This is a genomic window from Acidithiobacillus sp. AMEEHan, assembly GCF_030996345.1.
GTDB lineage: Bacteria > Pseudomonadota > Gammaproteobacteria > Acidithiobacillales > Acidithiobacillaceae > Igneacidithiobacillus.
The window spans coordinates 42171-54824 of the sequence record NZ_CP118747.1 but is presented as its reverse complement, the minus strand read 5'-3'; the positions used below and the strand labels follow the sequence as shown (position 1 = coordinate 54824).

General features: G+C 59.5%; 16 protein-coding genes. 1 reads left to right on the top strand and 15 read right to left on the bottom strand.

What is annotated here, in order from left to right; genetic code table 11:
• Window positions 1–2 precede the first annotated feature (2 nt).
• The 10 genes from ORD17_RS00270 to motD all read right to left on the bottom strand — a co-directional run bounded on the left by ORD17_RS00270 (window position 3) and on the right by motD (window position 9460).
• Window positions 3–1367 (bottom strand): methyl-accepting chemotaxis protein, encoded by a 1365-nt coding sequence (locus tag ORD17_RS00270; protein ID WP_308388940.1) that lies wholly within the window; start codon window positions 1365–1367, stop codon window positions 3–5.
• Window positions 1368–1382: 15 nt separating this feature from the next.
• Window positions 1383–2339 carry a chemotaxis protein gene (locus ORD17_RS00265; RefSeq protein ID WP_308388939.1) on the bottom strand — a complete coding sequence of 319 codons (957 nt, stop codon included), beginning with the start codon at window positions 2337–2339 and terminating at the stop codon, window positions 1383–1385.
• A gap of 3 nt (window positions 2340–2342) precedes the next feature.
• Window positions 2343–3110 carry a methyl-accepting chemotaxis protein gene (locus tag ORD17_RS13390; RefSeq protein WP_374693416.1) on the bottom strand — a complete coding sequence of 256 codons (768 nt, stop codon included), beginning with the start codon at window positions 3108–3110 and terminating at the stop codon, window positions 2343–2345.
• 499 nt (window positions 3111–3609) lie between these two features.
• Entirely contained in the window at window positions 3610–4365 is a 756-nt protein-coding gene (locus ORD17_RS00255; protein WP_308388937.1) for an MBL fold metallo-hydrolase, read from the bottom strand.
• Window positions 4352–4987, bottom strand: coding sequence for a hypothetical protein (locus ORD17_RS00250; RefSeq protein ID WP_308388936.1), 636 nt, complete (start codon window positions 4985–4987; stop codon window positions 4352–4354). Before ORD17_RS00250 ends, ORD17_RS00255 begins: the two co-directional genes overlap by 14 nt.
• The gene (locus ORD17_RS00245; RefSeq protein WP_308388935.1) at window positions 4984–6972 is read right to left on the bottom strand and encodes a chemotaxis protein CheA; all 1989 of its coding nucleotides are present in this window, start codon (window positions 6970–6972) and stop codon (window positions 4984–4986) included. The genes ORD17_RS00250 and ORD17_RS00245 overlap by 4 nt, the downstream gene beginning before the upstream one ends.
• 2 nt (window positions 6973–6974) lie before the next feature.
• Window positions 6975–7448, bottom strand: coding sequence for a protein phosphatase CheZ (locus ORD17_RS00240; protein WP_308388934.1), 474 nt, complete (start codon window positions 7446–7448; stop codon window positions 6975–6977).
• Window positions 7445–7864 (bottom strand): chemotaxis response regulator CheY, encoded by a 420-nt coding sequence (gene cheY / locus ORD17_RS00235; protein ID WP_308388933.1) that lies wholly within the window; start codon window positions 7862–7864, stop codon window positions 7445–7447. The genes ORD17_RS00240 and cheY overlap by 4 nt, the downstream gene beginning before the upstream one ends.
• Window positions 7865–7992: 128 nt before the next feature.
• Window positions 7993–8595 carry an SPOR domain-containing protein gene (locus ORD17_RS00230; RefSeq protein ID WP_308388932.1) on the bottom strand — a complete coding sequence of 201 codons (603 nt, stop codon included), beginning with the start codon at window positions 8593–8595 and terminating at the stop codon, window positions 7993–7995.
• Between the two features lie 16 nt (window positions 8596–8611).
• Window positions 8612–9460, bottom strand: a complete 849-nt coding sequence (gene motD, locus ORD17_RS00225) for a flagellar motor protein MotD (protein WP_308388931.1) — start codon at window positions 9458–9460, stop codon at window positions 8612–8614.
• 103 nt (window positions 9461–9563) lie between these two features.
• Here motD and ORD17_RS00220 point away from each other — a divergent pair, with 103 nt between their 5' ends.
• A complete protein-coding gene (locus ORD17_RS00220) occupies window positions 9564–10295 on the top strand; it encodes a hypothetical protein (RefSeq protein WP_308388930.1) in 732 nt (243 codons plus the stop codon).
• Here ORD17_RS00220 and fliW read toward each other — a convergent pair.
• The 5 genes from fliW to flgA form a co-directional block, all read right to left on the bottom strand.
• Window positions 10275–10751, bottom strand: coding sequence for a flagellar assembly protein FliW (gene fliW, locus ORD17_RS00215; RefSeq protein ID WP_308388929.1), 477 nt, complete (start codon window positions 10749–10751; stop codon window positions 10275–10277). The two genes, ORD17_RS00220 and fliW, sit on opposite strands and share 21 nt — an antisense overlap.
• Window positions 10748–10996, bottom strand: coding sequence for a carbon storage regulator (locus tag ORD17_RS00210; protein ID WP_308388928.1), 249 nt, complete (start codon window positions 10994–10996; stop codon window positions 10748–10750). Before ORD17_RS00210 ends, fliW begins: the two co-directional genes overlap by 4 nt.
• The gene (flgN, locus tag ORD17_RS00205) at window positions 10996–11385 is read right to left on the bottom strand and encodes a flagellar export chaperone FlgN (RefSeq protein WP_308388927.1); all 390 of its coding nucleotides are present in this window, start codon (window positions 11383–11385) and stop codon (window positions 10996–10998) included. Before flgN ends, ORD17_RS00210 begins: the two co-directional genes overlap by 1 nt.
• A 3-nt stretch (window positions 11386–11388) precedes the next feature.
• Window positions 11389–11694 (bottom strand): flagellar biosynthesis anti-sigma factor FlgM, encoded by a 306-nt coding sequence (gene flgM / locus ORD17_RS00200; RefSeq protein ID WP_308388926.1) that lies wholly within the window; start codon window positions 11692–11694, stop codon window positions 11389–11391.
• A gap of 85 nt (window positions 11695–11779) precedes the next feature.
• Window positions 11780–12484, bottom strand: a complete 705-nt coding sequence (gene flgA / locus ORD17_RS00195) for a flagellar basal body P-ring formation chaperone FlgA (protein ID WP_308388925.1) — start codon at window positions 12482–12484, stop codon at window positions 11780–11782.
• Window positions 12485–12654 lie beyond the last annotated feature (170 nt).

The window sequence follows — 12654 nt, the reverse complement described above, 5'->3', positions numbered from 1 at the left end:
ATTTACCTCCCAGAGATCCCCGCACTCGCGGCCAGGACCTTGTCGCGCAACTTGTCGAGCTGGGTCAGTACCATTTGACTCAGGCTTTTCAGTTGTTCCGCACCCTTGCCAATCGCGGCGGTGTCGTTTTCTCGTACAGATTGCAGCAGACGTAAGCCCAGCTTGTGTACTTGTGGATGCACCTGCTGCAGGGCGGCGAATTCCGTGCTCTGCGTTAGTGTTACATCGTTCAGATCGTCCATCCACATCCCCAAACGACAGGCGTGTTCATCCTTGAGTTCCTCTGCGCCAAGGCTGGAGTGGCCGTTACTGATGGCTTCGAGGACCTTTCCCACCCAGCGCACATGGTCGCTCTTGGCGATACTGAGACGTACGGCAACGGGGACGTGGCCAGCCATGGCCTCTTCGGCAGCCTGCTCGAGATTTTTTTGTACTTTTCCCAGGCAGTCGCGAATCTCATTGAAGCTGTCATCGAAATCGCGCATCGATCCACCCAGTGTTTGCATGTGTACACCCATGGCCTCGGCGGCGGCGATTTCCTGGGCACTGCCGGCAATGATGCTCTGTATATTTTCCTGTGTTCTTTGGGCGGAGTGATTGGCCATACCCAAGACCTCGGCAACCGTCTCAAGGGAATCCCCCCCGCGACGTAGATGCTGGATACTCGCAGATACTCGACTCTCCACCTCCGCAGCCCCTTCGTTGATACCGCTCGCGGCATTACGGATGTCGCTCGCGGCCCGGGAGGAACTCTGCGCCAGCTTCTTGACTTCGTCGGCCACGACGGCGAAGCCCCGCCCATGTTCGCCGGCGCGGGCGGCCTCGATCGCTGCGTTGAGCGCCAGCAGGTTGGTCTGTTTGGCAATTTCCTGCACCTTCACCGCTAGGGTAGTGATGGTCCGGGTCTGCTCCAGAAAGGCCTGGACTGTTTTGCCCATGCCGTTCACCGCCTGTTCGACGAGATCCATTTCACCGATGAGTTCGGATAGGCGCTGGTTGCCTAGTTGCACGTCTCGCAGGGTATGTTCAGACAGATCCTGGTTGGCCGCCACCGCAGCTGCGGAATCCTTGACCGCGCGAATGACCGCGTCTGCCTGATCGAGCAGAGACTGGCTGTCGAGTTCGGCGCGTTGCAGGCTGTCCTGAAACGCAAGCCCGAGGAGGTGGATGTTGTTGGTTCCTTGGTAGGCAAGCGTCTGCTGATCGAGAACCTGACAATACTGTTGCAGTCGTTGCCGCTGTTGCTCGCAGATAGGCGTTATCGAGCTTTGAAATTCCTCGTCCTCGCGCAATAGCCTGATGGTTTCGAGATCCCCGTCGAGGCAGGCATCGAGTAGGGAGCCGAGAGAATCTGGATTGTTTATCATGGTTCTGACCTCGGGTTATCGGCGATGGATGACATTGGCGATGGAGCGCGCCAGGTCATCCGGCAGGAACTTGGCGACATAGCCATCGGCGCCCACACTTTTGGCATGGGCCTCGTTGGCGCTGCCAGAAAGAGAGGAATGGATGACCACCGGCAGCGCACGCAGGTTTTCGTTTTCCTTGATGCGGCGCGTCAGGGTGAAGCCATCCATCTCTGGCATTTCCAGGTCGGTGAGGACCATCGCCACCTTATCGGTGATCGCGCGGCCCTCATTACGCGCGTCCTTGGCTATCTGTTGCAGGCGTTCCCAGGCCTCCTTGCCGGTTTTGGTGCTGATGAAGGGAAGCCCCAGACTGTGCAAGGTTTTTTCGATTTGATTGCGGGCTACCGCGGAATCATCGGCATAGAGAATGAGCGAGCCGGCGGGGATTTCCACGCTGTGCTGTTGACCGAGCTCATCGCCGCTCTTGAAGCGGGAGGGCAACACCTGGCGGAGGATGTGTTCGACGTCGAGCACCAATGCCAGCCGGGCCTTTTCCTCATCTTCATCAAGCCGGGCGAGACTGGTGACCAGCCCGCCGACCGCGGCGCCTTCGGCGGAAAGCACCCGGCTCCAGTCCAGGCGTACGATTTCTTCCACGTCCTCTACGGCAAAGCCCTGCACCGAGCGTTCATATTCGGTGACCAATAGAATGTTCAGTCCGCTCGCCCGACAACCTACCACCCTTGGCAGATCAATGACGGGGAGAATCTGCCCACGGATGTTGGCGACCCCCAGCACATGCTCCGGCGCCCCCGGCATGGGGGTGATCTTGGGCATGACCAAGGCCTCGCGTACCTTGAAAACATTGATGCCGAAGAGCTCCTGACTGCCCAGGGCAGCGTCGGCTCCAAGGCGAAAAACGAGTAGTTCGAACTTGTTGGTACCCGCGAGCTGGGCGCGTTCCTCGACTTCCCGCAAGACGCTTGCCATTTCTTACTCCTTGATTCGCTGATGTAGTTCGCGGCTCAGCCGATCGAGATGTTGCAACACTTCATCCTTTGCCTGCCGCGCCTGTTCCACCTGTTTCTCTGCCTCGTCCTGCTGTTGCCGGTCTCTGGCTTCCAATGCTGCACGCAGACCCCGGTGAAATCGCTGATGCGGTGCTTTTACTGCCGTATATTCCGGGTGATCCTGCAGCAGTTTATCGCCCAACATCGCCATCCAATTCCCCAGAGAGCAGCTATGCTCATCTTTGAGATCGGCAAGCGTCAGGCGCTTGGAACCCAGGGAAATCTCGTCTGCGACTTCCCGGAAGCGATCCTGATGGCTCTGTCGGGCGGCATCGATGCTGGCAGCGGCGGCCAGCCAACTGAGTTTGCCGATCTTTTCCTGCAGATCTGCGCTCGCCGCCGCCGCGTCACCGACCTGCGCCTGATTCCGCTCAGCCACCTTGCTCAACTGTTGTGCCGACTCTTCAATGGTACTGACGTGGAGTTGAACTTCTTCGGTGGCCTCCTGCACCCGCCGGGAAAGCGTGCGGACTTCATCGGCTACCACGGCAAAGCCGCGTCCATGTTCGCCGGCGCGCGCTGCTTCGATAGCGGCGTTGAGGGCCAGCAGATTGGTTTGGTAGGCAATTTCACGAATGGTCTGGGCAATCCTGCCAATTCCATGGATCTGCTGTGCGAGCGCGGTCACACCCTCTTGATTGTTGTGAACGTTGGCGTGTAGCAGATGCAGATTTTGGCTGGTGCTGCCCATGGCCTCCTTGGCATTTTGGGCGAGCTCGTTGAACGCGATGGCGCTGCTGATGGCATTGCTGACGATGCCACTGCGCGCGATTTGTTCCTTGCGCGCAGAACTGTTGTCCACCCAGGAGGCATGGAAGGCCAGGGCGCGCCCGTTTTCATCACGTACCGCGCTGAAGCGCAAAATGAAGCTGATCTCGCCCAGGTCCAGCACGGTATGGTGCTCCTGCAGGCTGCCGTCGGCAAGCCTGCGAAAGATCCGCCGCACCCCTTCGGGATCCCGGTGAAACTGGTGGATGGAGTAGCCCTGAGCCTTTCTGACATCTGCACCCCGCAGCTCCCCTTGCAACCGGTCAGCATAGCGATCCATGACCCTCTGGGCGGTTGCATTCATGTAGAAGATCCGATTTTCCATGGCTTCGTCGGCTTCACAGAGCATCTCCAGACTCGCCAAAGGGTCGAGCAAGGCGCGTGCGTACCGCTCCAACTCTGACAGTTGCATATCCTTCCCCTCAGTTCGTCATGACGCCGCTGCCCACCGAGAGAGCGGCAAACCAGTCGAGAAACCGTCGTACTTGGGGGCCACTGTAGATTGCGCCGTGTTGCGGGCAGAGGTAGTCGATTTCCAGTTTGCTCACCCGCTCGATCCAGTCGTCCTTGGCGCGGTTGGAGGGCATCCAGCGCTGGTGGAAATAGCGTGCCTTTTCGATGTGGGTGGCAAAGGATCTGCCGTCAGCATCCCGGCGATCGACCCAGGCACTGTGGCCGGGCGGCAGCAGGGCCGCCCCGACGTCGCCGGTGAAAAGCACTTTGGCCTCCGGATCGTAGACGTGAAAATTGGCAGACGCGTGCAGATAATGCGCCGGGATGAACTCCAGCCGTCGTCCGCCAATCAGGATGTTGCCTCCGGCATCCGGAATGTCCTGCAGCGGCGCCTCCAGAGCACCGTAGTGGCGGATGAACCCCTCCCATAGGGCCGGAATATGCCATTGGATTTTGGGGTTGCAGGCGTGCCACAGCGGCAGGCTGGAGGCAATGTCTGGGTCCTGGTGCGAGACAAAGGCTCCCTGGATACTGGCAGGAGGGACGGCTTCCACCAGTGCCGCGAAGACCTGAGGAAAAATCTCAAAACCACCGGGGTCCAAGAGGAAGGACTGGCCTTGGGATTCCATGACATAGACATTGGAATCAATGACTCGACTTTCCTGCTGGTCGTACAGAATCCACCAGCGATGATCCTTGGCCTCGAAGACTTTAGTAGCTTTCATCTTGTAATCGCTCCAATTGCTGACGATAATCGCGCACGGCCCGCGCAACGATCCGTACGGCTTCCCCCATGTCGCGCGACACCCGCATCAACGGTACGCCACTCGCCTCGACCAGGGCCGCCTCGATGCGGCCACTCGTCACCACATATTCCTGTTCCTCCACACCCTCTTGCAGGATGCGAACCTCCTCCAGCAGTTGGCGAAGAATTTTGCGGGCATTTTCCTGCTCTGCAGCAATGGTCTTGCCCCAGGCCCTGCGGGTAGATGCGAGTCCCGCACACTGGGCTCGCAGATCCGCACCATGCTGGTTCTCTACGGACATGAAATTCTGGATCAGGCGCTGTTGCTGCAGGATGCGCATCTGTGCTTCGATCAGCGGAGCAATGTTTTCCTGCAGGTGGGAGGCCGACTCGCGCAGCAGTGCGGCACGTTCGCGGAAGGCTTGCGCTACAACACCGTATCCTGCCAGGGCGTTGCCATGTTTTTTGACGAGAACCATGGCATTGAGAGCGCGGCGATCGATTTCGCGCAAGGCGCGATCAATGTCCTGCCGTGTCCGGAACGAGGCGTTGACCACCTCCATGACCCGTTCTTGTTGGCGTGCGAGCTGGTCTGGAGTCATCTTGCTGCCCCCATCCGTTCGCTTCCATGACGACTCAAGGCCGAGGCGTCGAGAATCAGGACCACATTCCCGCGTCCGGAAATGGTCGCTCCCTGATACCAGTTCTCCTTGTCCAGAAAGTCGAGGGGCTTGACCACGGAATCTTCGTTACCGAGGACCTCGGACACGAGGAGCAGGCCGCGCTCGGTGCGGATGCCTTCGACCGGCTCGCTGCCCAGGCGTAATTTCCGGCCGTGCAAGAGTTCGCCCAAATCGATCATCGTTGTAACTTCGCCTTCGTCGATGCGATACACACTGCGTCCTTGCATGCGGTGGATGCGGGTTTCCTGGATCTCGACCAGGCTTTCGATGGCGCTGACTGGCAGGGCATAGGTCTCTCGCCGCAGCCGCAGGTATAGCACCGGCAGAATGGCCAGGGTGAGCGGGAATTCCATGGAAATCGTGGTGCCCGTCCCAAGGTTGGTGCGGATATCGAGCTGGCCGCGCAGCTTGTGCACGGTCTCTTTCACGACATCCATGCCAACCCCGCGCCCCGAGAGCTCAGTGGCCTGCTCTTTGGTGGAGAACCCCGGACGGAAGATCAGCTCCAGGGCTTCCTGTTCGGATAGGCGCGCGGCTTGTTCGGAGCTCAGCACGCCTTTCTCGATGGCCTTCTGTACAACCATCTGCCGATCGATCCCCCGACCATCGTCGGCCACCTCGATGCGCACCCTGTCCCCGAGGTGGATGGCGGCGACGCGAATGGTGGCGACTTCTGGCTTCTGCGACGCGCGGCGCTGTTCCGGGGTTTCGATGCCATGATCGAGGCTGTTGCGAATGAGATGGGTCATGGGGCCGGAGAGGGCGTCGACCACGGCTTTGTCGATCTCGACCTCTTCCCCGACGATTTCGAGTTGGACATTCTTGCCGAGTTGACGCGAGGCATCCCGTACGACCCGCGGCAATTGCTGGAAGATGCGTTTACAGGGCTGCATGCGCAGGCGCATGGCATTGACCTGCAGATCATTCACGCTGAGGTCCATTTCCCGGGCAATACGACCGAGGTCCTCATTCTCTTCCAGCAGACTGCCAATCGCCGAGCTCAAGCGGTTGCGCAGCAACACCAGTTCACCGACCTGATTCATTACGGCATCGAGACGTGCAGCGTCGACGCGCAGGGTATTCTCCACCTCGCTGGCGGCACTCGTCACGGTGCGCGGCGCCGCTTTGGGTTTTGGCGGATCACTCCGCGTGGCGGTCGGACTTGGCGGACTGTTTTGCGGGGTGTCCGCTGCGGGCAGGCCGGGCGCTCCCTTTCCATACATCTGATCGAGCACTGCCTCGAACTCACTCTCGGAGATCTCGTCTGCAGCGGACTCGGGCGCGTCCATCCCAGGTGCCCGCGTGCCATAGAGCTGGTCAAGTACGGCTTCGAACTCGCTTTCTGAAATTTCATCTCCGGCAGTGCTATCTGGCGTGTCGCAATTTTCCCCATGTTGCGCAACGTACACGCCGGATTTTCCCTGCTCGTCCACCCGTTGCTCGACATACAGAGTGCCAGAGGGCAGTGGATCCGCGGCGGAGACATCGCCAGCTTGGGACGGCATCGGATTTTCGGTAGGCACAGCGCCGCCAGCGGCCAAGTCGCGGATCCGGGTCCCGAGATCTTCGGGGCCGGGAGCCGGGTCGTCACCGTGAGCCAGTTCTTGCAGCATGCCGTCGATCACGTCCAGCCCACGCAGGATGGCATCGATCATGTCACTGCTGACGCGGAGCTGATGGCTGCGCAGTTTGTCGAGCAGGTCTTCGAGATGGTGCGTCCAGTCGACCAGGTTCTGCGCCTCCAGAAAACCGGCACCGCCTTTCAGGGTATGAAAGGCACGGAAGAGACTGGCGAGTAGCTCGTCATCTTCCGGGCGATCCTCCAGGCAGAGGATTTCTTCCTGGGCCTTTTCCAGAAGCTCGCGGGCTTCGGCGAGATAGTCCTGGAGAATGTCCATGTCCATGATCAAATCCCCAGTTCGGCAAGGAGGGCATCGACGCCATCCTGATCGATGTCCGGGTTGTTCACCTCCTGCTCGGTGGCGCCGGCCGGTTGCCCTTCCATCCCCATCTCATTGAGGGTTTGGCTGATGCGATTTTCCACCGCGCGCAGTAGGTTGATGGACTTTTTCAGCCGTTGTCCGGCAAGATCCTGCCCCTGCTGGCTGGCGATGATGCGTTGCAATGCCTGGTCGATCTGCCCCAGTTCGGAGTCGATGAAGGTATTGTGGGCACTACGAATGCGGTGGAGGGCTCCTTGCGCCAATTCCACCGCAGCAAGAGTCGCCATGGTCTGCTCTTCCGTCAGGCGCAAGGCCTCTTCCAGAGGATCCTTGGCGCCCGCGAGATCCTCGCCGGCGGTGTTGGCAATGCGCCGCAGTCCTTCGCGCAGCAGCAGCTCGATTTCACTGAGGGAACGTTCTGCCGGCTGACCTGTCACTGGCTTGCTCCCTGGGCGGCCTGCAGCCGCTTGAAGATGGCGTCGAGTTTTTCGCGCAGGGTTTCGGCGGTGAACGGCTTGACGATGTAGCCGTTTACGCCGGCCTGGGCCGCTTCGAGAATGTTTTCGCGTTTCGCCTCGGCGGTGACCATGAGGACCGGGATGTGGCGCAACTCGCTATCTGCACGGATGGCACGGAGCAGATCGATGCCTTGCATGTTGGGCATGTTCCAGTCCGAGACAACGAAATCAAAACGGCGGCCACGCAACTTCTGCAGCGCCTGCACCCCATCCTCTGCCTCGTCAAAGTTGCTGAAACCGATTTCGCGCAGGAGATTGCGAACGATCCGCCGCATGGTCGAAAAATCGTCGACAATGAGAATGCTGATGTTTTTGTCTACTGCCTCTATGCCCATGGGCTGGCTCCGCCTCCGGAAAATGAATCACTCAAGCATTTCAGTAGGCGCAAGCAAAAGACATTCCCGCTGGGCGCCCTATCGTCTCTAGCTACAATACGGCACGGCGGCGGGAAAACTTGAGGGACTCAGGAAGGAGAAGTGCTGCTCCAGTACTGCGGATAGCCGTCGGCCGGCGAGATTTTGTCGGACTTCAGCTTTTGCGCCTGCAGGCTGGCGTCCAAGCGGTTTTTCTGGGGCTGTCCGGCCAGGACTCGATACAAATTATTGTGAGGAAGGTTGCCGATGCAGACCGGGACACCAGCCTTGTGGACTGCCTGCGCGAGGCTCTGCGCCTGGGAGAGTTTGCCGAAGGCGCCCAGCTGTACGTACCATCCGGCCACCTCGCAGTTGCTTCCGGGCAGCGCCAGAGGGGCCGGTTTGGCGGGAGCTGCGCTTTCTGCAGGGGCAGTTGACGTGGCGTTTGGCGCCGCAGACGTGAGGCTACTCGTCGCCGTCACTGGACTCTTGGTCGCGCTCGTGGGGCGGGCTGGCGTGTTGTTGGCGCTTGCGGAAGTCCCGGTAGTCGGGAGCTGAAGATACACGGAGTGGGCGCCATCGGCACTCGGGTGGCGCGCCGCACCCGAGTAGAGAAAGAGCGCCAAAATAATGACGACCAGCAACAGGAAAATGAAAAGCCAACGTAGCACCCTGGTGACTGCCCGCTGGTTTTTTGACGATTGCTGCGTCATGTCTTTTACTCCTCTATTAGCCGCGCTGATCGATGGCACCTGCCATGATGGGGTCCACGCCAGCCTTGGCTGGATGCTGTGGCGCAACGACAACGATACTCACTCGACGGTTCATGGCCAACCCTTTGGCACTGTCGTTTGGTGCAACCGGATGATACTTGCCATAGCCTGCGGCAACCAGATGCCGCGGGTCGACGCCGTGGGCGCTGAAGATTTCCACCACGGCCACGGCACGTGCCGCAGAGAGGGCCCAGTTGTTGGGATAGAGCTGGGTATTGATGGGCAAGTCGTTGGTGAAGCCGTTGACCTGGATTTGATAGGGAACGGATTTTAGGACTCTCGCGATCTGCGTCAGGGTCTGCTCTGCCGCCGGGGTCAGATTGGCTTGCGCCGAGGGAAAGAGAATCTTCGCGTTCAGATCGATGACCACTCCCAACTCGCTGCGGTGAATCATCACGCTCCCGTTTTTGATGAGGGGCTGAAGCAAGGCCTCCATTTCCCGTTGCAGATCATCCAGGCGGGTGGCCTCGCTGGTGTTTGCCACGGGAGGTGGGGTTTTACTCTGGGTGTGCACGAGTGGCGAGGAGGGCTTGGTGATGAGAGGAAGCGGTGGCAACCGTACCGGAGCAGTTGCTGGCGAAGTCTGATTTGCCTGCTCCTGCTCGATAGGAATCGGTGACGATGGGTGTCCGGAGAAGGCGGAAACCAAGGTTTCCGACAACACCTTGTATTTGCCCTCGTTGACCGAGGAAATCGCGTACATGACCACAAAGAAGGCAAAAAGCAGAGTGATGAAGTCGGCATAGGAGACCAACCAGCGCTCGTGATTCTCCCATTCCTCTTCCTTGCGAGAACGTCTCGCCATTTCGACCTCCGGTTTCCGATGTTTGGTCCCGTTCGTTCAACCGCAAAGATCATGCCGGCATGGATGCTGCTTGGCAAATGGGACTTTTCTTCGGAGGTCGGTCATGCCGGTAGAGCATCATCTCATCGCTACGCTGTTTCAGGAAAAACATCGGCAAGGGGCAAGCGCGGCCAGACGACTGGGCGCCACGCTCCTGGAACAGCCACGCTGGACTATTCTCGCAGGAACTTCAGGACGGACGGCAGAAAGCGAGATTCTCGATATTTTGCCCGAAGGGCGCGGAGCGCTGTTTGATCCCTGGCCTGGTCTACCCGACCGGCTGGAAGGGGTGGGGGAGCTGCTCTTGCTCGTCGGAGCTTTGAGCGGTATTCCCACCGGCTTCGTGACGCGTTACCTGGGAATGAGCCAGTGGCGGCAGTACCCGGCAGTCCATCTCACGATGCCGGAACAGGTCTATCAGTGGCAACGACGCGGCTTCTTGCGTGCTCCGGCGCCGGTAAACTGTCGCGGCCAGATTCAGCGTCACGGGGCGCGCGCCTTATCTATGGAGCTGTTGAACGTGGGGGCGGGCGGCTTGCGGGTGCGGGTGCCCATGCCAAGGGATTATGCCCTGAGCGTTGCCGAGCGGTTTTCGACGGTCAGCTTCTCTTTTGCCGGAGAACGCCATGCGCTCGCGGCGACATTGCGACATCTCGGCGGTCCTCGTCGAGTAGCGGGTGACGTGGTGCAAGAACTCGGCCTGGCGTTTGACTCGCCACCGCAGGCATTGCAGGAACAGCTCCTGCAATATGCCCTGCGCTATGACCGGGAGGCTCTACAGCGTGCCCGTCTGTGATTTTGTGTCGGTAACGGTACCGAGACGGACGGCATGCGCGAGCAAGCAATCCGGGGGCAAATCGGAGCTCCCGCCGCTGGCTGGCTGTGCCTGTTCGACGATCCATTGCCGCAGCGAGCGTTGTCCCGGGCAAAAATAAAGAGGCGCAAGTTGATGCACGCGTAGCTGGTCTTCCGCCTTCTGCGGGAGAATCACCAGCAGCAGGTTTACCCCGTCGGCGCAGCAGGGCTCTGGTGGGTCGTAGTGCAGCCCGAAATGCTCGGGTGCGCAGAGGAGGAAGGCGATCATCGGGTCGTCAAGGGATTGTAGCCACAAAAAAGGGCCCTGTTTATCGACGTGCAGGAGTGCGAAGCGCTGCAGGTCGGCAAATCCCGACAGCGGTGGGGAGCATTGCCAGATCTGCGCATCACTGATCGGCAACTGGCCGAAGCGCGTGGGATAGAGAGACTCGCTCATGAATTCTCCTGTGTCTGACCCGAACCGTGTTGTGCAAGCCAGACCTCCAGCTGTCCAGGCTGACTCTGTGCGGCATCCTGGTTTTCACTGCGTACCATATCAAACAACTCCTCGCGCAAGATGGAGATCCCTGCCGGGGTTTCCAGGCCTAGGCGAACCTGGCCATCATCGATGCGCGTGACGACGATGCGAATATCCTCACCAATGCGGATGGCCTGGCCTTTTCTACGCGTCAAGACCAGCATCAGGCGCTCCCCAGACGGTGCCCATTGTTACCCTTGCTGATTTGTCCCGCATCGTCGTAGAGCTTGTTTTCCTTACCGAAGAGTAGCTGCCAAGCCTCCTGTTGGAAGTGACCGAGGGCCTGGATGCTGGCGCCATTGCGGCGGTTGATCTGGGCAATTTCCTGCAGTAAGCGTTGGCGATGACGCATCTCTACTGGGCTGCCACTCTGCCCCCGGCGCTGGTTTTCCAGGGCGCTGATTTCGCGGAACAACTGCATCTTCTGGCCAGCGATGCCTTGCAGCCGCGCCCAATCACTGCTGAGCAACGCCTCGGACTCACTTTCCAAAAGCTGTCGTAACGCCTCCAACCGGGCAAGCTGCTGGGAAATGATTTCGCCGGTGGAAGACACGGATCAGGCCCGTGTGCTGGGCGCTGGTCGCGCCAGCAGTTGCTGTTGATCCTGCAGCAGTCCTTGCCCAATTTTGGCTGGCGAGACGACATAGCTGCCGCTGCGCACCGCTGCACGCAGGGCCTCGATGCGACTCGACTCACTCTGGTCATCGCCGGCATGCAGCAGGGCCTGCGCCGTTGCCGAGAGTGTTACTTGCTCTTGCGCTACGCTGCTCGGTGCACTACTGCCGGTTTTCGCGGATGTTTTGCCGCGCGGCGCGTCTGCGGTTACCGGTGTAATCGGGTATTTCGGCTGAATGGGATCCATGGCTGCCTTCCTCTCCGCTCATCTCTCGAATAACGGCACAATTGCAGAATCTCTTGAATCGTGCAAGAAACCTTTTCTTGCGCCTTCAAAAGGATACTCGTACATTCCCATCGCGCATCACGATGGCATGCAGTACTCGTCCAGACTGCACATTACGTACCAGAATGCTCTGTCCCTCTTTGCCACTCTCGATGGCTTCTGCGGTGGTCGCTATGCGTACCCCGTCCCCCTGGGCAACTAGCGTTACCAATTGCCCGGCATGCACCAGATCCGGTTGCTGCAGCATCGAGCGCAAGATGGGTTGGCCAGCCATGACCCCGTAGCGTAGGCGTTGGCCGATGGCTTCCCTTGGATTATGCAGCGGCGCTCCGGAGAGTTCCCCAGGATTGGCCATGCTTTCGGCAATGTCGCCGGCGCGCAGGATGCTGTCGGCACTCAGACTGTGCGCCGCAATCAAGATCTCGCTCCCCTGGCGGATCTGTACTGGTACATATAAGGTCCAGACCTGAGGGTTTTGACAATGCACCGCCACGGTCTGATTGCCAAAGGGATTGGCGTAGCCGAAATATCCGAGTTGTAGCCGTGTACAGGCCGGAAAATTGACGCTTGCCGCGGGTACATCCACGGCGATCTCACTGCTGCGCGCGTTGGCCGGTAGGTGTTGGCGTACGAACTGAGTGACGGCGCGGTGAATGGCTACCATCCCTTCACCTGCATGGGCTGGTTCGATGGGTATCAGGCAAAAGCCCAAGACAGCCACAATGGCCCAGTTGCGCAAAGATCGGAACATCAGAACTCCTCGTTCATCGGCGCAGACGTGTTGCGAAGCGAAAGCAAAACTCAGGCCAGAGCTTTCATCGGGATGGACTCGGAAATCCCCACAGAAACCCTCCGCCCGGCGGCAAAATCTTGCCGCATTTCATGGCCGGCGGAACATTGTCGCCGATGATCTCCATAAAA